Origin of the sequence: Psychrobacter sp. Pi2-52 (genome assembly GCF_904846705.1) — a bacterium.
Classification (GTDB): Bacteria; Pseudomonadota; Gammaproteobacteria; order Pseudomonadales; family Moraxellaceae; genus Psychrobacter.
Genome location: NZ_CAJHBS010000002.1, coordinates 208,419 through 231,516 on the forward strand (window position 1 = coordinate 208,419; position 23,098 = coordinate 231,516).

Sequence of the window (23,098 nt, forward strand, 5' to 3'; positions counted from 1 at the left end):
TAAGTTTCTTTAATTTCTAATAATAGGTTTTGGCACAGGTTTTGCTCCACCCTTATTAGGGATTATTTGTGTGCATCAATGAGTAAAAATAGTGCACCGATAAAATTTGAACGGATAGATAAGTGTTTGGAGATAAAATGAGAACATCATCTGTTGGGCTGGACACGGTAAAGACATTATTAAAACTATTACAACCATCAAAACTATCGCTAAGTAATAGGCTGATGCTAAGTACAGTATTGTTTGCAGCAATGGGTAGCGCCCAAGCTGCTGAGACTGACACATTGACCGTGGCACAGTTACTCGAATATCAAAATATCGCTTGGATTATCTGGGGCGGGGTATTGGTGTTCTTTATGCAGGCAGGTTTTGCGCTACTTGAGAGCGGATCGGTACGTGCGAAAAATGCGGTAAACGTGATGATGAAAAACTATACCGATATGTGTATCGGTGGTCTGGCGTTCTACTTAGTTGGTTTTGGGCTGATGATGGGTAATAATAATTCAGGCTTCGTCGGTACGGATCAATTTATGCCAGTCGCGTTGTCCAATATGGACTGGGCATTGATGTTCTTTCAGATGATGTTTGCAGCGACAGCAGTGACCATTGCGAGTGGTGCAATGGCAGAGCGCGTTTCCTTTATCGGTTATGCGGTGGCGGCATGTTTGATTTGTTTGTTCATTTATCCTGTGTTTGCCAGTTGGGTGTGGGGTGGTTACTTCGGCGGTACAGGTTGGCTAGCTGAGCTTGGTTTTATTGATTTTGCTGGGTCTACTGTTGTGCATTCTATCGGTGGTTGGTTGGCATTGGCAGGCATCTTGGTCATTGGTCCAAGGCTAGGCCGCTTTGCACCTGATGGCACGCCAAGACTCATCGCAGGGCATAACATGACGTTACTGGCGCTTGGTGGATTTATCTTATGGTTTGGTTGGTTCGGGTTCAATGCTGGATCGACGTTATCTATCACCGGCAATATTGGTCTAATCGCAGTCAATACTTTTGTCGCTGCAGTGAGTGCGGTGGTGAGCTACATGCTGATCTCCCGATCGCTTAACAAGGCCATTTTGCTGAGCGATAGTGTCAATGCCAGTTTGATTGGTCTCGTATCGATTACTGCAGGTTGTGCGACCACAACGCCTGTATTTGCCATTATCATCGGTGCGGTTGCTTCCGTGGTATATATCTTATCGTCGCAAGCGTTATTAAAATTCAAAGTAGACGATGTGGTCTCGGCAGTGGCAGTACATGGCTTTGGCGGGGCGTGGGGTACGCTCGCAGCAGGATTATTCTATACAGGAGATTTGTTCAACTTATCACGGCTTGGCGTACAAGCGCTAGGCGTCGGCGTGGCGTTAGGCTGGGGACTGGGATTGGGTCTGGTGATGTATAAGCTTATCGATCTAAGCTTTGGGTTAAAAGCAAGCCGCTTACATGAGCAGCGAGGCCTTGATTATACTGAGCATGCAGAGCTTGGTTATCCTGAGTTCCAGAAGCAAATGTTTGATTCTAAGAGTTTAACTGAGCGGCATTTATAGGAGAGAGCTGATGAATATTGATACTCAATCCGTAGACCAAGCTGTGACTGCGATGGCAGAAGTACTTGCCGATTATCTACATCCTGAGGAGGTGCGACTACTTAAATCACAGTGGCAGCGATACTCAACGGTCTCTGTGAAAATGATGCAACAGTGCGTCTTGGATGCGACAAGGCGCTATCCTGAGCTGCAAGCTTATAAGTCTGATATTAGGAAAGGCTTTTGGGCTACGTTGCAAGCGGACAGTCAGCAAACAGTCGAGTCTGATAGTCACAATAGCCATAATGATCATAATAAAGCAATCAAAGTGCCAGTTCCTGTCTCTGAGCTAGTTCTCGCATTTTATACCGTCATAGAAGCGCTGCGCAGTCAGCTATCAGAAACAGAAAGTCGCAACCTATTTCTGACCATGCACCAAACTGTTTCGCAAGAGCGCACCTTCAAAGGGCATAGTCTTAACATCAGTCAGTTTTTGGAAGGCAATCGCCCGTCCGTACCTGATAATGAGCACCTGTTGAATAATTTGATGCAGCTGGCTTATGTATGCTTATGCGATGTTGCAGGCCCTGTCGAAGCAGATGAGATGATGTTTCGAGCGGCAGAGAAGGCGAAACAAAACTACCCGAAAACATTGGTCGAAAAGTTATTCTAAAATATTAAGCAGGCACGTTACGGGTGGGTACGGAATACCTTTCGATACCGTGCCTTATATAAAGGGGCTTTTATAACGTAGCTTTCATGGTGTACCTTGATACTAGACGATGAGCGGTCTAGTAGTTTAACGATCTAATCTAATAACTGAAGCGGGAAAGTAACCACGTCAAAGGCGAGGGCAAAGGGTAGCAGCACTAGCTTTTGTGCGCCATTTGGACCGCTACGAGTGACGACATCTTGCTCAGTCTGTGTATAGAAGCTCACCGTATATGGTTTGGTCAGTGCGCGATAGTTTGACTGAATCAAACCTAAGTTACTAACTTGCGGATAGATAGCGCCTTTGACAGGAACGCTAAAACAAAAACGCTGAGCGTTGATACGTTGATCACTCGCTGAGGTGCACTCTTTACCGTTATTTTGCAAAAAGAACTGATAGTCTGAGCGCCCAAATTCATCTTTTAATTTGGCATAAGACAGTTTCATTTCACCTTGGAAGTACCCATCATTATTGGGTACATGAAAGCTCATGTCGTTATCCACTTGAATATTTTTTTGCGTGAGATTACTCAGTAAGTTCACCATTTCTGTCCCACCTTGGGTGAGGACGTAGCTGTTTTTTTCTCCTACGATAACCATTGACGCGTTTGGCATTTTTGGTAACGCCTGCGCAGGATGACCAAAAGCAACAATTTGATCTTCAGACAGTATTTGCTTCATTGTGTTCATAGTGACATGCCCGCTATTGTCTAACAATGAGCTGGTCGCACAGCCCGAGCTGGCTAGTACCGCGGCAAACAAAGCACCTGCTATCACCTTTTTTGAATTTAATGGTTTTAGTGACGCTTTCATATTCTTACTAGCAGCGTTTGTATGGTCAGTCATGATTAGGCTTCCTTGTCTAATAAATAGGCTTACGAAATTAGCTATTGGAATTTAATTTCCATCGAACGTTTAACGATATCGTACAGGGTTTAGAGGTAACTTAGCTACTTATCATCCATTGTCATATGATAGGCAACTTCAGCTGAGACGGATTAATTATAATTAATCTAGGGTAATTTTAGTTCCACTCTTAGTAAAGTTCATCACAAACTGGCTTTTGAAATTGCGCACGTTATTTTCGTAAGTCAGTAAGCTGCGCGTGAACTGATGATAGTCGCTCATGTTTTTTGCATTGACCATGAGCATAAAGTCAAAATCACCCGATACTTCATAACAGCTCATGATTCGTGATTGTGCATCCATCAGGCGTTCAAACCGATGTTGCATTGAAGTGTTAGAGCGCTCCATTTCTATCATTACCACTGCTGTCAGGCCATAGCCCACTTTATCAGGATTGACGATGGCTACTTGTTTGGTAATCACGTCACTATCTATTAGCGCTTGTATGCGCCGCTGCGCCGTCGCAATGGATACATGCACTCGCTCTGCGATAGTTTTAAGCGGTAATGTCGCATCATCTTGCAGCAAGTTCAAAATAGCTTTATCAATATTATCTAAAGTATGGCTCATATCAGGTCATCCTTAACAGCAGAGTTTTTTATCAATTTTTATAAATATTATCACTAAAAATCCTAATATAAGAAAATAATGATTTATACGACACCTATTTGATATTTTTATTCATCAATGAACTTATATAGAGATAATATATCAAAGCACCCTAGTAAAATAGACCATACCAATCAGAACTGCTTTAAAAAAAGAGCTAGCAATTGGTTTTTTATCATCTATTAATAGCTACGGTGCTTATCATGTCTATCTCAATGCTCTCCAATGTATTCGCTAATACGCTAGCAACGACTGCTGCACGTTTGCCACTACCTGCGATTTGGACGACAGGTAGCGTACAACAACGCACTCTGATATTAGGGGTGTCTTTTGCCATATTGTCCAACGTGCTATTTGGCGTCCTCTATGCGTATAGCAGCTTTTTATCGCCATTATCAGGGACACAGGTTTTTATCTGGCGCATGCTCGCAATGTGGGCAGCGTTGGTCGGATACCTAATGGTAAGTGGGCGTCTGGGATTGCACATCGATAAATTGAAAGTGCTCAAAGGCGCTAAGCAGTGGGCTTGGTTGCTATTACCTACACCGATATTCCTTAGCCAATTTTGGTTATTTATGTGGGCGCCAGTTAATGGGCAAGGTGTGCAAACCGCGATGGGGTATTTCTTATTCCCGTTAATGATGGTGGTGTTTGGTTGTGTCCTCTTTGGCGAAAAACTAAGCCGCCTGCAATGGTTGGCAGTGGCCTTTGCCGCATTAGGCGTGGGTAGCGAAGTTATCCGTACCCAAAGTGTCTCTTGGGCGACGCTATGGGTATGCGGTACGTATCCTATTTACTACATTTTACGCCGACTGCAGGGAATTGGCGCAGTAACTGGTTTATTGGTTGATTTAACGATATTTGCGCCCTTTGCGCTGGCTTACTTGTTCTTCTTTGCCCCAAGCAGTTTAGTATTGGTTAGCGGCTCTGGGTTCTTTATCATGATGCTAGTAGGTTTAGGTGTGCTCAGTGTCTTGGCGATGAAGACCAATATTGATGCCAGTCAAATGCTACCAGTCAATGTCTATGGCATGATGAGCTATTTGGAACCTGCATTGCTATTTATTTTGGCAGTGACCGTACTAGGCAACCCATTTGAGTCAGCGATGATTTATAGCTACGGTCTGATTTGGTTAGGTATTGGGTGTTTGATTGCTCATGGTGTTAGGCAATTGCGTCAGGCTAGTAGAAAGACAGCATTGTCTCTAGAAGAGAAAATGGCATAAAAGGTCGCTGGCTAGATGTTATAAAGGTTTCTATTTTATAAAACTACTACTTTACAAGTCTATTTTTACCAACTAGCGTTTAAAATGGTTTTTGATAAAATATTATAAACAGCAAAAAAGGACGGCTCAGTAAATATTGAGTCGTCCTTTTTATATAGATTAAATAACGCTTAATCTAAATGCTGTTTGAAACCGCGTTGCTTATCACGTTCCCAGTCACGATCTTTTAGCGTTTTACGTTTGTCATGCTGCTTTTTACCCAATGCTAGGCCAATTTGGCATTTCACCAATGAGTTTTTCCAGTAGCAAGACAGCGGTACACAAGCGTAGCCTTTCTGGTTGATTGCCCCAGATAGTTTCTCGATTTCACGACGGTTCAGCAGCAGTTTACGGGTACGAATACTGTCTGGACTAACGTGCGTTGAGCTCGATAGTAATGGCTGAATGTGCGCACCAAATAAGAAAGCTTCGTTATTGCGGAATATGACATACGCTTCGGTAATAGTCATTTTTCCTGCACGAATGGCTTTGACTTCCCAACCTTGTAATGCCAGTCCTGCCTCAAAGGTTTCTTCGATAAAATACTCATGACGCGCCTTTTTATTGGCGCAAATCTGATTATCTGGCTTTTTTGATTTTTTTGACATAATTTCTCCATAAGGATGACCTAAGACACAGGCTCCTTATTTAATCAGTCCCACTAATTCCTCATCCTAATCCAATAACTAGTCTTGTTTTTTATTTCGATTATGAGATGGATGAGTCGAACTGCCTATTGTATCAAAGCCTCTGATGAAAAGGTAAATCAGCTGTTAGGACAAATGTAGCAGATAAGTATTAAGTTTGAGCAAAATTTGCTAGCATATGGCCTAATATCACCGATTATATCAGTCATGCTATGAGCCACTCTATTTCTCCCAATTCCTCAAAGCTACATACCAAAATTCTATACCCTGGTACCTTTGATCCTATTACCAACGGTCATGTAGATTTGGTCACACGCGCCGTCAAGCTATTTGATGAGGTCGTTATCGCGGTTGCCTCAGGCCATCATAAAAAACCCTTGTTTAATTTTGAGGAGCGCGTTGCTTTGGTCGAAACCGTATTTGCTGATTTACCGCAAGTATCTGTCATTGGTTTTGAAGGGCTGCTTGTTGATTTTATGCGTGAAAAAAACGCCACGGCAGTTTTGCGTGGCTTGCGAGCGATGTCAGATTTTGAGTACGAGTTTCAGCTAGCCAATATGAATCGTGAGCTTGATGAAAACTTTGAGGCGGTATTTTTGACCCCATCTCAAAATTACTCATTTATCTCATCTACCATGATTCGCGAAATTGCCAAGCTTGGCGGTGACGTCAATAAATTCGTTCCACCCTGTGTTTTGCAAGCATTTGATAAAAAATTAAATATTAAATAAAAGATGTTGCATCAAAGATATGCTGCTAGCACTTGCTAAAACAGTAAGGAGCAGCCATATATGACTGATATAAGCAAAAATATAAGGAACAGTTCATGGCACTATTAATCACTGATGAGTGCATCAACTGTGATGTGTGCGAGCCTGCTTGCCCCAATGAAGCCATCTCAGAAGGGGATGATATCTATGTCATCGACCCTAATCTATGTACAGAATGTGTCGGACATTTTGACGAGCCGCAATGCGTGGTGATTTGTCCCGTCGACTGTATCCCTCATGATCCCAATCATGTCGAGACAGAAAGCGACCTGCTATCTAAATACAAACGTATTACGGGTCAATAAAGTATTTATAAGTGATTGATGACGTTTGAATTTACAACGTTTTAGGGACAACACGATGACCACGCAAACAACAACCACGCAATCTATCCAAGTCACAAACGACTTTGATCAGCAACATCTTTGGCATCCATATGCCAGCCTGCCACCAACCTATTCCAATATCGTTATCGATCACGCTGAAGGTATCTACATCATTACTGAAGATGGCACGCGCCTGATCGATGGTATGTCGTCATGGTGGGCGAGCGTTCATGGTTATAACCATCCAAAACTGAATGAAGCATTGACTAAGCAGTTGGGTAAAATGGCGCATGTCATGTTTGGTGGATTGACCCATCAGCCAGCGATAGATTTGGGCAAAAAACTGCTCGACATTGTACCTGCTGGACTTGATGCGATTTTTTATGCGGACAGTGGCAGTATTGCGGTAGAAGTGGCACTAAAAATGGCGTTGCAATATCAAGTGGCTGCCAAGCGCCCAAATAAGCAACAGTTTGCCTCAACTCATTCAGGGTATTACGGAGATACATGGCATGCGATGAGTGTCTGTGATCCTGTTAATGGTATGCACAGCCTGTATGGCAAGCAATTACCGATGCAGTATTTCGTCTCTGCGCCGCCACTAGGCTTTGATCGCGCATTGACAGTAGATGAGCGTGAATCATTAGCTCAGTTTTTTGTAGAGCATGGCGAGCAGCTGGCGGGTTTTATCCTTGAGCCGATTATTCAGGGCGCAGGCGGGATGCGTTTTTATAGTCCTGAATATCTGCAATTGCTGCGTCAACTGTGCGACAAGTATGACGTACTATTGATTGCGGATGAAATCGCCACTGGGTTTGGGCGTAGTGGTAAATTATTTGCGTGTGAACATGCAGCTATTAGTCCTGATATCATGACCATTGGCAAGGCGCTGACAGGTGGCTATATGACTTTTGCCGCAACGTTATGTACCCGCAAAATTGCCGATACCATTCATAATAGTGACTATCCAGCGCTGATGCATGGTCCAACCTTTATGGGCAACCCACTGGCCTGTGCAGTTGCGTGTGCATCGATTGATTTGATTATGTCTTATGATATCGAAGCGCGTACCGCAAATATGCAACGCATTATGGAGCAGCAGCTAGCACCAACCGCGTTATTAGAAGGTGTTGCCGAGGTACGTTGTTTGGGTGCAGTCGCCGTCATTGAGTTGTATGAAGCAGTTGATATGCCCATTTTTCAGTCTTTATTGATTGATAATGGTATCTGGGTCAGACCATTTGGTAAGCTGGTGTATATTATGCCACCCTACGTGATTACTGATGATGAACTGGCTACCTTATGCCAAGCGCTGATAAAAGTAGTGCGTACGTATTTAGAAAACCGAGGTCAACCATGAGTGTTTTATTTGTTTCTGGTATCGATACCGATATTGGTAAAACCTATGCTACTGGACTACTTGCCAAAGCACTTACACAACAAGGTTTAAATGTCATCACTCAAAAGCTAGTACAGACGGGTGTATCGATTAATCCAAATACTGGCGAGATGAATATCGCTGACGATATTATTACTCATCGTCAACTTATGGACATTCCTTTACAGCCGTGTGACCTTGATTTTACGACTTGTGCTCATCGTTATAAGAAGCCTGCGTCTCCTCATCTGGCTACTAAGTTATCAGGAGAGACACTTGATCCTGATATGATTACTAAAGCCACCAAGCGACTGCAATCTGAGTATGAGCTGGTACTACTAGAAGGTGCAGGTGGCTTACTTGTACCGATCACAGAGAATCTACTGATATTAGATTATATTGCCGAGCAAGGCTATCCAGTTATTTTGGTCACCTCTGGTCGATTGGGCAGCATCAATCATACGTTGCTGAGTTTAGAAGCCATAAAATCGCGCGGCTTAACGGTACACAGTGTGATTTATAATCATATCCATGACGATGCTGAGCAAACAGACGCTGAGATCGCAAACAGTACCATTGATTTTTTGCAAACGTATTTGGCTCATAATTATCCCAAAGCGCATTGGCTACAGATACCGTATCTAAAAGATAATCTGGTCGGTAATATTGAAGCACTGCCAGAAAATTTTTTTTAGCCTATTTATGTTGTCTTTAAAAATAAATCCAAAAGACATTCGCAGGCAGTCATAAGTTTGCTATACTAGCGCGCTTGGTAGACTAGGCGATCGCCGCTGCACACTGGCAACAGATGAGCAGGGGAGGAAAGTCCGGGCTACATAGGGCAGCGTGCCAGCTAACGGCTGGGCAGGGTAACTTGACGACCAGTGCAGCAGAGAGTAGACCGCCTTTAGTATCTTAGGATATTATCGGTAAGGGTGAAAGGGTGCGGTAAGAGCGCACCGCGTGGCTGGCAACAGTTCACGGCATGGTAAACTCCACGCGTAGCAAGACCAAATAGGCATCGGCATGGCGCGGCCCGCGTTCGATGCGGGTAGGTTGCTTGAGCGTATTAGCGATGATACGCCTAGAGGAATGATCGTCCACGACAGAACCCGGCTTATCGGTTTACCAAACCTTTTTTATTGTTTGTTGTAGTAATAGTTGTAATTAATCTGAATTAAATTCGTTTTTTTGCAAAAAATGCTTATTAGGGGTTGACGGCAGTCAGCAGCTTGGGCATAATGTGCAGCCTAAAACGGCGATGTAGCTCAGCTGGTTAGAGCGCATGACTCATAATCGTGAGGTCAAGAGTTCAAGTCTCTTCATCGCCACCATATATAGCAGTACGAAAAAACCAATCTATTAAGATTGGTTTTTTTTTGCCCAAAATAAATAATCTTCTCAAGGTTTTCCATCAGTTCTTGATATACTAGACATTCTCTACAAGTATTAAGTTTTTTTCATTTCATCTGCAAGTCACATCTCTTCTAACAAAATCGCCTTACTTTGCAGTGGAAAACTGCTAGAATACTCTTTTATGTCTGCGCATAAAAGTTAATGTGCTTGGCTATAGGTTTTAGACGGTAGTATTAGCCGAATCGGCTTGTTATAACGGTTGACCTTCAAAGAAGTACAAGCAACTTATCAATTGCATCTGACAATATTTATTTTTTAGTTTTATTATTCTATCACCCTTAATTTAGTAGGCGCTTTGTGACTGCATTAGCCAATATTCGTAACTTTTCAATCATTGCCCACATTGATCATGGTAAGTCGACCCTTGCCGATCGTTTTATTCAAATGTGCGGTGCCTTGCAAGATCGCGAGATGCAGGCGCAGGTACTCGACTCAATGGATATCGAGCGTGAGCGCGGTATCACTATCAAAGCACAGTCAGTAACACTGTTTTATGATCATCCAAATGGTGAGCGCTATCAGCTTAACTTTATTGATACCCCTGGTCACGTCGATTTTTCATATGAAGTTTCGCGTTCATTAGCAGCTTGTGAAGGTGCGCTATTGGTGGTTGATGCCGCTCAAGGCGTAGAAGCGCAGTCAGTAGCCAATTGCTATACAGCCGTTGATCAAGGCTTAGAGGTCATGGCGGTGTTAAATAAGATTGATTTGCCGCAAGTTGAGCCTGAGCGCGTCATTCAAGAAATTGAAGATATTATCGGTATCGATGCCGTTGATGCACCGCGAGTATCAGCCAAATCTGGTCTTGGTGTTGATAAGCTGCTAGAAGCGCTAGTAGAGTTTATTCCGGCACCAACTGGTGATCGTGAAGCGCCACTCCAAGCACTAATTATTGACTCTTGGTTCGATAATTATTTGGGTGTGGTCTCATTGGTACGGGTGCGTGAAGGTACTATACGTAAAGGTGACAAATTATATATCAAGTCGACTCAAGAGGCACATCTGGTTGGCTCGATTGGTGTCTTTACGCCTAAGCCTGTAGATACGGGTGTTTTAGAAGCAGGGGAAGTCGGCTTTGTTATTGCGGGTATTAAGGATATTGCCGGAGCACCAGTAGGCGATACTATCACTCATGCTAAGACCCCTGATGTGGATCGTATCCCAGGCTTTAAACAAGTCACGCCACAAGTCTATTCTGGTATGTTCCCAGTAGATTCGAGTGATTTCGAAAAATTCCGTGAAGCTTTGCAAAAACTGCAAATCAACGATGCTTCGCTGTTTTTTGAGCCAGATACGTCGGATGCGCTTGGCTTTGGTTTCCGCTGTGGCTTCTTGGGTATGCTGCACATGGAGATTATCCAAGAGCGTCTAGAGCGTGAATATGATCTAGATTTGATCACGACGGCACCCTCAGTTATTTACGAAATTGAGAAAAAGAACGGTGATGTAATCTATGTAGATAACCCCTCACATCTACCTGAGCCAAACAACATTGAAGAGTTCCGTGAGCCAATTGCCCGCTGTCAAATTTTGGTACCGCAAGAGTTCTTAGGCAATGTGATGACGCTATGTATTGAGCGTCGCGGCGTTCAGGTTGATATGCGTTTTATGGGTCGACAAGTACAGCTGATATTCGATATCCCAATGGGCGAAGTGGTCATGGATTTCTTTGATCGCCTAAAGTCAGTCTCACGTGGTTTTGCATCGTTAGACTATAACTTTGAACGTTATCAAGCCGATAAATTGGTGAGAGTTGATGTACTAATCAATGGCGATAAAGTCGATGCCTTAGCGATGATTGTGCACGAAACCCAATCACGTTATCGTGGTAATGCCCTAGTTACTAAGATGAAAGAGTTGATTCCACGTCAAATGTTTGATGTTGCCATTCAAGCGGCTATCGGTAGCCAAATCATTGGTCGTAGTACGGTAAAAGCCATGCGTAAAGACGTATTAGCAAAATGCTATGGTGGCGATGTGTCACGTAAGAAAAAGCTATTGTCTAAGCAGAAAGCTGGTAAAAAACGTATGAAGCAAGTAGGTAATGTGGAAATCCCGCAAGAAGCCTTCTTAGCTGTGTTGCAAGTTGATAGCTAATCATTGAGCTTAATTTAAGATAGTCATTGTAGATAACAGTCAAATGTAGAGAGTCTTATCGTAAAGGTGTTAGATAAGCCGCTCGTTAATAGGCAATTTGGTATGGATTTTGATTTTAATTTAATTTTAGTGCCGTTAACTATAGTACTAGGAATTGTTTGGCTGTTAGACAAGCTAGCGCTCAAACAGCGCAAAAATCGTGGTCGAGGTCAAGAAGGCTTACTGGTTCGCTGGGCTTATGACTTTTTTCCTGTGTTAGCAGTGGTATTGATAGTACGCTCATTTTTAATTGAGCCATTTAATATCCCATCATCGTCTATGGTGCCGACGCTATATACGGGTGACTTTATTGCTGTTAATAAGTATGCATATGGCGTGCGCCTGCCGTTAACCTATAATAAGGTGCTAGATACTGGTGAACCTGAACATGGTGATGTGGCAGTGTTTCGCTATCCTGAGAACCCGAGCATTTATTATATTAAACGCGTTATCGGTTTGCCTGGGGATAGCGTGAGTTATAGTCAAGGCACGTTGTCTATCAATGACGTACCTATTGAGACTAAGTCTGTAGATTTTGCGGCAAATGCTGAATTGACTTCACAGCTATACTTACCAGGGCAAATTGGTCCAGGTCAAGTGCTGACCGAAGAGAGTGCTTCTGCAATGGGCCAGCAAGAAGAAGATGCGGCAAAATATTTTGAAGAAGTACAAGGTGACAACAAGCACCTCGTGCGCTATTTAGACGGTATGAATAGTTCACAATACGCGCCATTTTTGCAGCAACAATCACCAGAGGTGGTTGAATCAGAAGGTACTGAGTGGCGTATTGATGTGCCAGAAGATCAGTATTTTGTGATGGGTGATAACCGAGATCGCAGTGCAGATGGTAGATTTTGGGGATTCGTTCCTGATGAAAACCTAGCAGGTAAGGCTGTTTATATTTGGATGCATAAACCACCTGGTCTTAACCTACCGACCTTTGAGCGTAATGGTACTATCAATTAAGATTATGAGATTGTCTAGAGATTGATTGGTTGATAATGGTTTTATGCTAATATCGTTGCTAAATAATCAATAGCTATTTATTATTTATACACTTGTTCAAAATAGTCGTTTATCTTTAGAAGGATATCATAATGCAGCAATTATCTGGTTTGGCTATGCAGCGCGGCGCCAGTGTGACAAACATTGTTCTCATTATTATGCTTTTGGGTATTGCGACTAAATTGACAGTAGCTATCGTACCAGCTCAGATTGGTGATTACCAATTGACCAAGGTATTAAGTGCACAGCTAAAAGAAGCTAATAATAATAACGAAACAGCCAAGCAATTTGTTGAACGTGTCAACAAACAGTTATCTATCAATGCTGACTATGATACCAAGGCAGAAGAGGTATTTACTTTTACTGATAAAAAAACAGGTCAATTGGCTATCTATAAAGAATATGCAGTAACTAATAATTTTTTTAGCAATGTTGACATCGTAAACCGTTTCGAGGGTGACATCGAAGTGGCAACAGCAGAGTAAGCCATCATAATACGACATAGCGCTCTCATTATTTCATAAAATATATCAAATAATATTATTAAACTAAATCTGTCAAGCAGAAGGGATAACCACAAACCACGCATGAAACCAACTTCGCACCATTCCCAAGCGGTTCCTACTTCCCAAAAAAATAGTACGTCTGTTGACACGCTTGTTGTTAGCTCAGAATTTATTCAGCGGTTAGCAGTATTAACGCGTAAGTTAGGCTATGAGTTTAATGACTTGAGCCTACCTAAACTTGCGCTAACGCATCGCTCATTTGATAGCAAAAAGAACTATGAGCGCTTAGAGTTTTTAGGTGATGCACTTTTAGGGATGATTGTGGGTGAAGCTTTATATCATCGTTATCCTAGTCAAAATGAAGGGCGCTTAACGCGTATGCGTGCAACACTGGTGCGCCAAGAGTCGTTGGTAATTATCGCTCAAAACTTGGAGCTGTCTAACCATCTTATATTAGGGGTAGGTGAGCGCAAAGGTGGCGGTCGCAATCGTGCTTCTATACTGGCCGATGCCGTAGAGTCTCTGATTGGTGCTATCTATTTAGACAGTCAAGATATGGATATTACTCGTAAATGTGTTCTCTCTTGGTATGGTGATCTGATTGATAATGTCAATGACCAAAAAGCGCTAAAGGACGCCAAGAGTCGGTTACAAGAGTGGCTACAATCTAAACAGTTTGACCTGCCTAATTACGAGCTCATGGAAACGCGTGGTAATGCACCGCATCAAATTTTCGTTGTACGTTGCCATGTCAATATCAATAATTGCCCTGATATTACTGAATCTGGTGAGAGCCGCCGTATCGCTGAACAAAAAGCAGCTGAGCTTATGATTAATCAATTACATAAATTGCCAGGATCTGCCAAAAAACGTGTATAGCCGATGTCTATTAATGCATTTTTAGATGCAGAATATTAGCTTAGATTGGTTTATAGCTTGCAAAACACACATTAAAACTACCTCACATATTATTTATTTTAAAACTTTAAATGTTTCTAGCCCGTTTTTAATGGTGACTAAATAAATTTACCATCAAAGACAGTTCGGCTAGTCACAAACCCTATAGGATTAACTTATGAGCAATCATACTGATTTGCCATCAAACAATGAAGACAGCACCCAAAGTTTGGGTGAGAATACAGATATTGATTTAAGCCAAAATAATATCGAAGTTACCGAAGAGATTCATGCTATTGATGCAGAAGATATTGCATTAGACAATGATATGGCCATTGAAGAGTTTTTTGCACCAAGTGGCAATGCTCGTATGGCTGATGATTTTAGAGCAGGTTATGTCGCTATTGTTGGACGTCCAAATGTGGGTAAATCAACTTTGATGAACCACTTATTAGGTCAAAAGTTGTCTATCACTTCACGCAAACCACAAACCACCCGTCATCGTATTCATGGCATTTTGTCAAACCATGAAATGCAAGCGGTGTTTGTTGATACACCAGGTATTCACCGTAACGAAGTACGTGCTATTAACGAACGTATGAATAAAGCGGCGGTATCGGCTTTAGTAGATGTAGATTTAGTACTGTTTGTTGTCGATTCAGATCAATGGCGTGACGATGATTTATTGACCTTGCAAAAGCTCGGTGAGACCAATCTAACAGTCGTATTGGTTATTAATAAGTCAGATACTCTAAAAGATAAAGGCAGCGTGCTACCACTTATCGAAACTTTCAACGATAGTTTCGATTTTGCTGATATCGTTCCTGTATCTGCACTAAAAAATCAAAACTTAGATCGTTTGCAAGAAGTGATTGCCTCACATTTACCAGTCGCTGCGCCTATTTACGATACAGAACAAATCACAGATCGCTCTGAGCGATTTTTGGCCAGTGAAATTATTCGCGAAAAAATCATGCGTAGTGCAGGCGATGAAGTACCCTATGATTTAACGGTACAGATTGATGAGTTTAAAGACGAACCTGCACATACTGATCCAAAAACAGGGCGTCCACGCAAAGCTTGTACTTTCATCGATGCGACTATCTATGTTGAACGTGGTGGTCAAAAAGCCATCGTTATCGGTGACAAAGGTCAGCGTATCAAACAAGTTGGTATGGATGCTCGTAAAGATATGGAGCAGTTATTCGGTAAAAAAATTATGTTAACTTTGTGGGTCAAAGTGAAACGTGGTTGGTCTGATGACGAGCGTGCGTTGACCAGTTTGGGCTATTGATAGCGGTTAAAAACGAACGCTTCAAAAGCACTGTCTGCCTTTTAGCTATTTAGGTAATAAAAAATGCGTAATGAAGCGCTCGTCGGGTATTTATTGCATCAGCGCCCTTATCAAGAAAAGCGCGCTTTGTATTATCTTTTTTCTCAACAACACGGTGTGATACATGGTGTTGGGAAAAAAGGCGCGCCACTATTTATGCCGTTACAGCTTTTTGCTACTGGCAAACGCGACCTAAAAACTTTCAGTCAAATTAATATTGCCTCGCAAGATACGACTCAAGCTGACAGTGTTCAAAAAGACGGTGTTAAAAAAGATAGTAAACCTGCTGTCTTAGAAGCCGTACCTTACGCCAATATCAGCGGTCAACATCAGTATGCCGCACTATATATAAACGAGATTCTGTGGCGGTTGTTACCTACTGAAGACCCAATGCCTGTATTATGGCAGCATTATCAAATCAGTCTACAACAACTCAAACAACCTCTAAGTAATAACGAGCTTCGTTTCTGTCTACGTCAGTTTGAGCAGTATCTATTTACCGAATTAGGATTCACTTTAACGTTAACGCATGACAATGTTGAAAACCCCATCGAGTCTGATTGTACTTACCGCTTTTTACCGGATGTGGGTTTGCTCCCTGTATTGGTACATAATGAAGAATCTGAGCATTTAGCCAGTGAGTCTGGACAGACCGTCTTTAAGGGTGCAGATATCATAGAAATGGCACGCTTAGGTATTACTGAGCAAACGCTGAGCCATTGGTCCAAACTACATCGACATCTTATTGATCATTTGCTTGATTATCAGCCGCTACAAAGCCGTCTGTTATGGCAGCAGCAGCAGCGTTATCAATAACTGCATTCTCAAATATCATCGTAGTATCAACTATATAAGTTAGGCTTAATTGTCCAAAGGATTTTTATGAGTATCTCTGTATCTACCTCATCTGAAAACAATTCAAAAAAACCTTTGTTAGGCGTGAATATTGATCACGTGGCAACATTGCGTCAAGCGCGCGGTGTGAATTATCCGAGTCCTCTAGCTGCTGCATTACTGTGCGAAAAGGCAGGAGCAGATGGTATCACTATACATTTACGTGAAGATCGCCGTCATATACAAGATGCTGATGTTTATGAAATGGCAGGTCAGTTGTCGACGAGAATGAATCTAGAGATGGCAGCGACAGATGAGATGCTTGCAATTGCCTGCGAAGTTAAACCTTTTTGGGTATGTCTAGTACCTGAAAAGCGTGCAGAGTTAACGACAGAAGGTGGTCTTGATGTTGCAGGGCAAGTCACGTCTCTAAAAGAGTATGTTTATAAACTGCAAGATTATAATATTAAGGTTTCTTTGTTTATTGATCCTGATGACAAGCAGATTGCAGCCGCAATAGAATGTGGTGCAGACGCAATAGAATTGCATACTGGTGCTTATGCCGAAGCAGGATTAGCAAATGATACTGCCGCACAGTTGGCTGAGCTTCAAAGAATTGAACAAGCAGTAGCTACAGCACAGAGCCTAGATGATAAATTGCTTATTAACGCAGGTCATGGCTTAACGTGTGACAATGTTAATGCCATTGCAAAGATTGATGGTATATATGAATTAAATATCGGTCATGCACTTATTGCAGATGCGGTGTTTATAGGACTAGAGAGCGCTGTGACAATGATGAAAGAGGCCATGTATAAATAGGTTTACATATATGGCCTTTATTAACCGCTACATTTTGTAGGGTGGTCTACGTTAAGTTTATGTTTGACGATACCGGATTGGTTAAAAGAGATTTGGTACATTGATTTGTTATAAGAAGAGGTAGGGCAATATTTTATATGACCGAAGTGTCCTCGTGGTCTGCCACTATCACCCCAAAATTTAGTATAGTGGCGCCTACCGCCAACTCTTAACTTCACTGTACTATATCTTAGGTTTAAGGATTGCTGAGTTAATAAGGTATCTACTTGAGAATCAAAGTGCTTATTGTTGTTTTTATCTACGAATAGCAGAAGTGTCTTATCACTGTTCCTATGGCACTGCTGTGCATCATTCGATAAACAAACCAAGACATCCTGCCGACTTATGTAACTTTCAGCCTTTGCTAATGATAAGGTACTCTCTAGTTGATGCTTAACACGTTGCGCTTCCATCCGTGCTAAGTGCGTTAAGATGCTTGGCGCCGCAATAGCTGCAATAATTCCTAATACCATTGTCGTCACAGTTAGCTCAACGAGAGTAAAGCCGTCTGATTGTTTGGCGTTTAAAATATTATTTTGAAGGGATGGTTTCCTATAATAGGCTAACTTTAATAGTTCATTGAATAACCTAGATGCAATAGCTAAGAAATTATCAATTCCATACCCGCCTATTCTGCAAATAGGTAAACAAAAGGTAAAAATGACTATTCTCTTATAATGGGCCAGTACCTTACTAAGTAAGTTCATAATGCGCTACATCCTATAGCTATTTGTCATTCAAGTAAAAAACAACGTCTCACACATCCTTGTGTTGACTATCTTTTAAGCAAACCAATTGTCCAAATTCTTTAAACTTTCTCTTATTTCACTGTATATAAAACACATACAACACCTAATTGCTTGATTTTCAGAAGAATATTGGTTTTTTACAATATATATGTAATATATAGCGACTGTCAAAAAATGTTTCAATTAGTGAAAGAACGATATTAGCAATAGAGAAAAAATTCTAATTGTAATAAAATGCTTCAAGAAAATAGCTATCAATAGACTATTCATCTATCGCAAACTGATGTGTAAAAGATAAGAAGCGTAAGGTGTGTTAGTTCTGGGTAACTTAGACTGTTTATTGTGTTTTAGTTACAACATTATCGTGTAATAATGTGTAGCTCGTTAACGAAAAAAGTTGTAAACTGAATTAATAATCGCTAAGCTACTCCTTAATTGGTTTTGCTTTGTAACTTAAAATGCGTAAGAGATGTCTATCTTAGTACGTCTTGAGAATCGGTTTTGCTTAATGCATCACTAAAATTATCCTTTGGAGGAAGTCCATGAAATTGAACAAAATAGCTCTAGCTCTATTTGCCGTAACAGCTGCTCCATTAGCAGCTAATGCTGGCGTTACTATTAGCCCACTACTATTAGGCTATCATTACAGCGAAGGTGCTGATGATGAGCAAGCGGAAGTGTTAGTTGATGATGCTACTGGAGATGGTTACTATCAAGAAGATGGTCTTTATACTGGTGCAGCACTTGGTATCGAACTAACACCTTCTACACAATTTCAAGTAGAATACGGCGTTTCTAATACTGATGGCATTAGCAATAATGATGCTGACACAGGATCTTATGATGCTGAACAGGAAACTATTTCTGGTAACTTCTTAATTGGTACTGAAGAATTTACTGGTTACACTGACAGCGCATTCAAACCATATGTATTAGTTGGTGCTGGTCAGTCTAAAATTAAAATCGAAAATGCAGCTGGTAACGAAATTGCAGAATCAAAAGACACTATTGGTAACCTAGGTTTAGGTGCTATGTATCGTATCAACGATGCGTTAAGTCTACGTGGTGAAGCTCGTGCGGTTCATAACTTTGATAACAACTGGTGGGAAGGCATGGCTTTGGCCGGTCTAGAAGTAGTACTAGGTGGCCATCTAGCACCTACAGTAGCAGTACCGCCTATGCAAGAGCCAGTAGTTGACAACACTCCAGTAGTTGTTGTTGAAGCTGATCTTGATTCTGACGGTGATGGTGTACCTGATAGCATTGATGCATGCCCAGGCACTCCAATGAACGTAGTAGTTGATGAGCGCGGTTGCCCAGTACCAGTAGACATTACTGACGAACTGAAAATGGAACTACGTGTATTCTTTGATAACGACAAGTCAGCTATCAAAAACCAGTACAAGCCAGAAATCGCTAAAGTAGCAGAGAAGATGCGTGAGTATCCTAACTCTACAGCTCGTGTAGAAGGTCATGCTTCTAAGACTGGTCCTTCAGCACGTTATAACCAACGTCTATCTGAAGCTCGTGCCGTTGCTGTTAAATCTATGCTAACTAACGAATTCGGTATTGCTCCAAACCGTTTATCAACTGTAGGCTATGGTTATGACAATCCAATCGCTTCAAACGACACTGAAGAAGGTCGTGCTATGAACCGTCGTGTTTATGCCATCATCACTGGTGACAAAACAATGACTGTTGAACAAACTAAAGATATGGTTGTTCAATAAGTATTAGCAAAATAACCGTATAGTAAAATATATAGTTACAAAAAAAGCCACCCAATGGGTGGCTTTTTTTTATTTATGTATTGATAAAAGTGAGTTATTACATAAATTTATGAATCAATAATGTTATACTAGCCACCCAAACATTCTGTAAATTAACAGTATGTACATTAGCATAGCAATCTGTATGATGAATTCGTCAGTATAGATATTTGATTGTATTGAACTTTTTTATTTGATAGCATTCTTTTTTGCATCATCTTAGATTCAATATCTATCTGATTGATGATGAAAGTTTATTCAGCAGCGCTTACTGCTACTGCATTTTTTTAAGACGAAACGAGCATTTTATATGGCGAACGATATCAAACACCTGCGTAACATTGCAATTATTGCCCACGTTGACCACGGTAAGACAACTTTGGTTGATAAGTTATTACATCAGTCTGGTACTTTTGGCGACCGTGCAAACATTGCTGAGCGTGCAATGGACTCAGGTGATATTGAGCAAGAACGTGGTATTACCATTTTGGCTAAAAACACAGCTATCCGCTGGACAGATAAAACTTCAGAAACTGAATACCGTATCAACATTGTTGACACCCCAGGTCACGCCGATTTCGGTGGTGAAGTTGAGCGTGTAATGTCTATGGTTGACTGCGTACTTTTAGTTGTTGACGCTGTTGATGGCCCAATGCCTCAGACTCGTTTTGTGACGCAAAAAGCATTCGAACAAGGTCTAAAGCCGATCGTTGTTATCAACAAAATCGATCGTCCTGGCTCACGTCCTGATTGGGTAATGGATCAAATCTTTGATTTGTTTGACAACCTAGGTGCAAACGATGAGCAGCTTGATTTCCCAGTTGTTTATGCTTCAGCATTGAACGGTATCGCAGGTCTAGAGGCAGATGATTTAGCTGATGACATGACGCCATTGTTCAAAACTATCGTTGACGTTGTTCAGCCTCCACAGGTTGATGCTGACGCTCCGTTCCGTATGCAAATTTCAAGCCTTGACTACAACAGCTTCGTTGGTGTAATCGGTATTGGCCGTATTCAACGTGGTAAAGTTAAACTTAACACGCCAGTGACTGTCATTGATAAGCATGGCAAAACGCGTAACGGTCGTATCTTAAAAATTATGGGTTACCATGGTCTTGATCGTATTGATGTTGAAGATGCACAAGCCGGTGATATCGTTTGTATCACAGGTATCGATGCGCTAAATATCTCTGATACTATTTGTGATCCTAACAACGTTGAAGCATTACCAGCACTAACGGTAGATCAACCTACAGTATCTATGAACTTCCAAGTAAATAATTCACCATTTGCTGGTCGTGAAGGTAAGTTCGTGACTTCACGTAATATTCGTGAGCGTCTTGAGCGTGAGTTGATTCATAACGTAGCATTGCGTGTAGAAGACACTGAGTCTCCTGACAAATTTAAAGTATCAGGTCGTGGTGAGCTTCATTTATCAGTACTTATCGAAAACATGCGCCGTGAAGGTTTTGAGCTAGGTGTTTCTGGTCCAGAAGTTATCGTCAAAGAAGTTGATGGTAAGCTACAAGAGCCGTATGAAAACGTTGTCTTCGATATCGAAGAAGAGCATCAAGGTTCTATCATGGAGCAAGTTGGTCTACGCAAAGGCGAGATGACTAACATGGAGCTGGACGGTAAAGGCCGTATGCGTATCGAGGCAACCATACCAGCGCGTGGCTTGATCGGTTTCCGTTCTGAGTTCCTAACCCTGACTTCAGGTAGTGGTATCATGACCTCGAGCTTCTCACATTACGGTCCACAGAAGATCGGTGATGTTGGTGGTCGTTCTAACGGTGTATTGGTTTCTATGGCAAATGGTACTTGCCTAGGTTTTGCTCTATTTAACCTACAGAAACGCGGTAAGTTGTTTGCTGAGCCACAGCTTGAAGTTTATGAAGGTATGATTGTTGGTCTTAACTCTCGTAACGATGATATGACTGTTAACCCAACGACTGCTAAACAGTTAACCAACGTACGTGCTAGTGGTACTGACGAAGCATTGACGTTGACGCCAGCAGTGAAATTCACTCTTGAGCAAGCGCTTGAATTTATTCAAGACGATGAGCTAGTCGAAGTAACGCCAAAAGCGGTACGTATTCGTAAGCGCTACTTGACTGAAAGTGAGCGTAAACGTCACGGCCGTGGTAAAAAAGGTGCTTAATATCAATAAGTGAGTTACTTAGTAATTCATAGTATTGATGTTTGACGCAACCACTTAGTGTCAGTAGTTTCTACGGGCAGTGAGTGATTCAAAAATGAGCAGTATAAGGTGAGCTATTAGTGGTTCACTTTATACTGCTTTTTTTTGTGTTGTAATCTTGGAAAAATACAGACAGAATGAATAGTGACGTTAATGTATTCAATTATTAACATGAAAGCTAGATGTGATACTAACTATATAAATATCTATTTGTGTATAGATAAATTTTGAGGAAAAAACAATGAGTATGGTTTCAGAGTTTAAAGAGTTCGCTGTCAAAGGTAATGTGATGGATTTGGCAGTCGGTGTCATCATCGGCGGGGCTTTTGCTACCATCACAAAATCTTTGGTAGATGATATTATTATGCCGATTGTCGCTTTTATTTTTGGCGGCGAGATTAATTTTGAAAACATGTTCTTAGTTTTAGGCGATGCACCTGATGGTATTGCTATGACTTATGATGCGCTCAAGGAGGCAGGTGTACCTGTATTGGCTTACGGTAGTTTTATTACCGTACTTATTAACTTTCTAATCTTAGCTTTCATCATCTTTATGATGGTGAGAGGTGTCAATAAAATGCGCCGTGCTGAAGAGGTAGAGGAAGTTATAGAAGAAGCAGTAGAAGAGCCATCAGAGGAAGTGAAGTTGCTGCGCGAAATCAGTGCCAAATTAAGTAATACTAGTATTACGAAATAAATTATCAAATCGTTGACAATAAAAAAGGCTAACTTCTCGAGTTAGCCTTTTTTTCTATGAAATAGTCACAGTTATTTTTGTAAACTATTTGGTGTGCCTACTAAAAGCAAATTGTTATGGAGTAACCACTACATAGTCATTGGTGTTAATCAGAATTTCTGATGGTTGATCGACAACGATACGTACTACGTTATTATCAACAACTTGAGATTTATAATAGTTGTCTTCTGCAACTGTGCAGCCTAAACAACGTCCCATCGCATTCCAAGGTTCAACAAATAGCTTCTGCTGTGCTTGATCTGCATTACCACCAATAAGTGAGAAAGGTAGGCTTACGATATAAGCTGCTGTTCCAGCTACCGCATTAACGAGTTGAAGTGGTTTACCGACAATCGTATCGACTACCATCGTTTCATATGAAGGACCGAAATCAGTTTCATCAATTTCTATAGCTGCAAAAGTAGGTTGAATAGTCGCAGCTACCAATCCTAAAGTTGCCAATACAGTAAAAAATCTCTGCTTAACTGTGCGTTGAGTTTTTGCTTTAACAGTCATAACGATATCCTGAA

The 23,098-nt window shown here is 41.5% G+C and carries 22 protein-coding genes, 1 tRNA gene and 1 other RNA gene; 19 read left to right on the forward strand and 5 right to left on the reverse strand.

Going from position 1 to position 23,098, the window contains the following annotated elements; translation table 11 throughout:
* Positions 1-224: 224 nt before the first annotated feature.
* Both JMY00_RS02085 and JMY00_RS02090 read left to right on the forward strand, forming a co-directional pair.
* Complete coding sequence (locus JMY00_RS02085) at positions 225-1,535, forward strand: ammonium transporter (protein WP_201578989.1); 1,311 nt, start codon at positions 225-227, stop codon at positions 1,533-1,535.
* Positions 1,536-1,545: 10 nt separating this feature from the next.
* The gene (locus tag JMY00_RS02090; RefSeq protein ID WP_201578943.1) at positions 1,546-2,187 is read left to right on the forward strand and encodes a hypothetical protein; all 642 of its coding nucleotides are present in this window, start codon (positions 1,546-1,548) and stop codon (positions 2,185-2,187) included.
* Positions 2,188-2,321: 134 nt separating this feature from the next.
* Here the strand turns inward: JMY00_RS02090 and JMY00_RS02095 are convergent, their stop codons facing one another.
* Positions 2,322-3,071 (reverse strand): hypothetical protein, encoded by a 750-nt coding sequence (locus tag JMY00_RS02095; protein ID WP_201578944.1) that lies wholly within the window; start codon positions 3,069-3,071, stop codon positions 2,322-2,324.
* A gap of 162 nt (positions 3,072-3,233) precedes the next feature.
* Positions 3,234-3,701, reverse strand: coding sequence for an Lrp/AsnC family transcriptional regulator (locus JMY00_RS02100; RefSeq protein ID WP_201578945.1), 468 nt, complete (start codon positions 3,699-3,701; stop codon positions 3,234-3,236).
* A gap of 242 nt (positions 3,702-3,943) precedes the next feature.
* Between JMY00_RS02100 and rarD the strand changes: the two genes are divergently transcribed.
* Positions 3,944-4,966 (forward strand): EamA family transporter RarD, encoded by a 1,023-nt coding sequence (gene rarD / locus JMY00_RS02105; RefSeq protein ID WP_240990620.1) that lies wholly within the window; start codon positions 3,944-3,946, stop codon positions 4,964-4,966.
* A 170-nt stretch (positions 4,967-5,136) separates the two neighbouring features.
* Here the strand turns inward: rarD and smpB are convergent, their stop codons facing one another.
* Positions 5,137-5,613, reverse strand: coding sequence for an SsrA-binding protein SmpB (gene smpB / locus JMY00_RS02110; protein ID WP_057758370.1), 477 nt, complete (start codon positions 5,611-5,613; stop codon positions 5,137-5,139).
* 251 nt (positions 5,614-5,864) lie between these two features.
* Between smpB and coaD the strand changes: the two genes are divergently transcribed.
* From coaD to JMY00_RS02175, 13 genes are all read left to right on the forward strand, one after another.
* Entirely contained in the window at positions 5,865-6,383 is a 519-nt protein-coding gene (gene coaD, locus JMY00_RS02115; protein ID WP_102078894.1) for a pantetheine-phosphate adenylyltransferase, read from the forward strand.
* A 95-nt stretch (positions 6,384-6,478) separates the two neighbouring features.
* Complete coding sequence (locus tag JMY00_RS02120) at positions 6,479-6,727, forward strand: YfhL family 4Fe-4S dicluster ferredoxin (protein WP_201578946.1); 249 nt, start codon at positions 6,479-6,481, stop codon at positions 6,725-6,727.
* 55 nt (positions 6,728-6,782) lie between these two features.
* Positions 6,783-8,108 (forward strand): adenosylmethionine--8-amino-7-oxononanoate transaminase, encoded by a 1,326-nt coding sequence (gene bioA / locus JMY00_RS02125; RefSeq protein WP_201578947.1) that lies wholly within the window; start codon positions 6,783-6,785, stop codon positions 8,106-8,108.
* Positions 8,105-8,821 (forward strand): dethiobiotin synthase, encoded by a 717-nt coding sequence (bioD, locus tag JMY00_RS02130; RefSeq protein WP_201578948.1) that lies wholly within the window; start codon positions 8,105-8,107, stop codon positions 8,819-8,821. The genes bioA and bioD overlap by 4 nt, the downstream gene beginning before the upstream one ends.
* A 74-nt stretch (positions 8,822-8,895) precedes the next feature.
* An RNA gene (gene rnpB, locus JMY00_RS02135) (RNase P RNA component class A) lies at positions 8,896-9,262 on the forward strand.
* A 121-nt stretch (positions 9,263-9,383) separates the two neighbouring features.
* Positions 9,384-9,460 (forward strand) — tRNA-Met (locus tag JMY00_RS02140).
* Positions 9,461-9,839: 379 nt separating this feature from the next.
* A complete protein-coding gene (lepA, locus tag JMY00_RS02145; protein WP_101204270.1) occupies positions 9,840-11,639 on the forward strand; it encodes a translation elongation factor 4 in 1,800 nt (599 codons plus the stop codon).
* Positions 11,640-11,741: 102 nt separating this feature from the next.
* Entirely contained in the window at positions 11,742-12,644 is a 903-nt protein-coding gene (gene lepB / locus JMY00_RS02150; protein ID WP_201578949.1) for a signal peptidase I, read from the forward strand.
* A 131-nt stretch (positions 12,645-12,775) separates the two neighbouring features.
* A complete protein-coding gene (locus tag JMY00_RS02155) occupies positions 12,776-13,168 on the forward strand; it encodes a DUF4845 domain-containing protein (RefSeq protein ID WP_240990621.1) in 393 nt (130 codons plus the stop codon).
* A 102-nt stretch (positions 13,169-13,270) separates the two neighbouring features.
* A complete protein-coding gene (gene rnc / locus JMY00_RS02160) occupies positions 13,271-14,068 on the forward strand; it encodes a ribonuclease III (protein WP_057758394.1) in 798 nt (265 codons plus the stop codon).
* 346 nt (positions 14,069-14,414) lie between these two features.
* On the forward strand, positions 14,415-15,380 hold the full coding sequence (gene era, locus JMY00_RS02165; protein ID WP_057762330.1) for a GTPase Era: 966 nt from the start codon (positions 14,415-14,417) through the stop codon (positions 15,378-15,380).
* Positions 15,381-15,443: 63 nt separating this feature from the next.
* Positions 15,444-16,235 carry a DNA repair protein RecO C-terminal domain-containing protein gene (locus JMY00_RS02170; RefSeq protein WP_201578951.1) on the forward strand — a complete coding sequence of 264 codons (792 nt, stop codon included), beginning with the start codon at positions 15,444-15,446 and terminating at the stop codon, positions 16,233-16,235.
* Between the two features lie 66 nt (positions 16,236-16,301).
* Entirely contained in the window at positions 16,302-17,075 is a 774-nt protein-coding gene (locus JMY00_RS02175) for a pyridoxine 5'-phosphate synthase (RefSeq protein ID WP_201578952.1), read from the forward strand.
* 20 nt (positions 17,076-17,095) lie between these two features.
* Here JMY00_RS02175 and JMY00_RS02180 read toward each other — a convergent pair whose 3' ends face one another.
* Positions 17,096-17,821 carry a GspH/FimT family pseudopilin gene (locus tag JMY00_RS02180; protein ID WP_201578953.1) on the reverse strand — a complete coding sequence of 242 codons (726 nt, stop codon included), beginning with the start codon at positions 17,819-17,821 and terminating at the stop codon, positions 17,096-17,098.
* A gap of 584 nt (positions 17,822-18,405) precedes the next feature.
* Here JMY00_RS02180 and JMY00_RS02185 point away from each other — a divergent pair.
* The 3 genes from JMY00_RS02185 (at position 18,406) to mscL (ending at position 22,529) form a co-directional block, all read left to right on the forward strand.
* Positions 18,406-19,593 (forward strand): OmpA family protein, encoded by a 1,188-nt coding sequence (locus JMY00_RS02185; RefSeq protein ID WP_201578954.1) that lies wholly within the window; start codon positions 18,406-18,408, stop codon positions 19,591-19,593.
* A 349-nt stretch (positions 19,594-19,942) separates the two neighbouring features.
* Positions 19,943-21,793, forward strand: coding sequence for a translational GTPase TypA (gene typA / locus JMY00_RS02190; RefSeq protein WP_057758402.1), 1,851 nt, complete (start codon positions 19,943-19,945; stop codon positions 21,791-21,793).
* A gap of 280 nt (positions 21,794-22,073) precedes the next feature.
* The gene (mscL, locus tag JMY00_RS02195) at positions 22,074-22,529 is read left to right on the forward strand and encodes a large conductance mechanosensitive channel protein MscL (RefSeq protein ID WP_057758404.1); all 456 of its coding nucleotides are present in this window, start codon (positions 22,074-22,076) and stop codon (positions 22,527-22,529) included.
* Between the two features lie 114 nt (positions 22,530-22,643).
* Here the strand turns inward: mscL and JMY00_RS02200 are convergent, their stop codons facing one another.
* Positions 22,644-23,084 (reverse strand): hypothetical protein, encoded by a 441-nt coding sequence (locus JMY00_RS02200; protein ID WP_101204261.1) that lies wholly within the window; start codon positions 23,082-23,084, stop codon positions 22,644-22,646.
* Positions 23,085-23,098 lie beyond the last annotated feature (14 nt).

Excerpts from the sequence above, each read along its gene's own strand:
- JMY00_RS02170 (WP_201578951.1), top strand. The coding sequence starts at position 15,444 with ATGCGTAATGAAGCGCTCGTCGGGTATTTATTGCATCAGCGCCCTTAT.
- rarD (WP_240990620.1), top strand. The coding sequence starts at position 3,944 with ATGTCTATCTCAATGCTCTCCAATGTATTCGCTAATACGCTAGCAACG.
- JMY00_RS02085 (WP_201578989.1), top strand. The coding sequence starts at position 225 with ATGCTAAGTACAGTATTGTTTGCAGCAATGGGTAGCGCCCAAGCTGCT.
- mscL (WP_057758404.1), top strand. The coding sequence starts at position 22,074 with ATGAGTATGGTTTCAGAGTTTAAAGAGTTCGCTGTCAAAGGTAATGTG.
- JMY00_RS02155 (WP_240990621.1), top strand. The coding sequence starts at position 12,776 with ATGCAGCAATTATCTGGTTTGGCTATGCAGCGCGGCGCCAGTGTGACA.
- era (WP_057762330.1), top strand. The coding sequence starts at position 14,415 with ATGGCCATTGAAGAGTTTTTTGCACCAAGTGGCAATGCTCGTATGGCT.
- JMY00_RS02175 (WP_201578952.1), top strand. The coding sequence starts at position 16,302 with ATGAGTATCTCTGTATCTACCTCATCTGAAAACAATTCAAAAAAACCT.
- JMY00_RS02200 (WP_101204261.1), bottom strand. The coding sequence starts at position 23,084 with ATGACTGTTAAAGCAAAAACTCAACGCACAGTTAAGCAGAGATTTTTT.
- bioA (WP_201578947.1), top strand. The coding sequence starts at position 6,783 with ATGACCACGCAAACAACAACCACGCAATCTATCCAAGTCACAAACGAC.
- JMY00_RS02095 (WP_201578944.1), bottom strand. The coding sequence starts at position 3,071 with ATGACTGACCATACAAACGCTGCTAGTAAGAATATGAAAGCGTCACTA.
- JMY00_RS02090 (WP_201578943.1), top strand. The coding sequence starts at position 1,546 with ATGAATATTGATACTCAATCCGTAGACCAAGCTGTGACTGCGATGGCA.
- JMY00_RS02120 (WP_201578946.1), top strand. The coding sequence starts at position 6,479 with ATGGCACTATTAATCACTGATGAGTGCATCAACTGTGATGTGTGCGAG.
- coaD (WP_102078894.1), top strand. The coding sequence starts at position 5,865 with ATGAGCCACTCTATTTCTCCCAATTCCTCAAAGCTACATACCAAAATT.
- bioD (WP_201578948.1), top strand. The coding sequence starts at position 8,105 with ATGAGTGTTTTATTTGTTTCTGGTATCGATACCGATATTGGTAAAACC.
- lepB (WP_201578949.1), top strand. The coding sequence starts at position 11,742 with ATGGATTTTGATTTTAATTTAATTTTAGTGCCGTTAACTATAGTACTA.
- JMY00_RS02100 (WP_201578945.1), bottom strand. The coding sequence starts at position 3,701 with ATGAGCCATACTTTAGATAATATTGATAAAGCTATTTTGAACTTGCTG.
- smpB (WP_057758370.1), bottom strand. The coding sequence starts at position 5,613 with ATGTCAAAAAAATCAAAAAAGCCAGATAATCAGATTTGCGCCAATAAA.
- JMY00_RS02180 (WP_201578953.1), bottom strand. The coding sequence starts at position 17,821 with ATGAACTTACTTAGTAAGGTACTGGCCCATTATAAGAGAATAGTCATT.
- rnc (WP_057758394.1), top strand. The coding sequence starts at position 13,271 with ATGAAACCAACTTCGCACCATTCCCAAGCGGTTCCTACTTCCCAAAAA.
- typA (WP_057758402.1), top strand. The coding sequence starts at position 19,943 with ATGGCGAACGATATCAAACACCTGCGTAACATTGCAATTATTGCCCAC.
- JMY00_RS02185 (WP_201578954.1), top strand. The coding sequence starts at position 18,406 with ATGAAATTGAACAAAATAGCTCTAGCTCTATTTGCCGTAACAGCTGCT.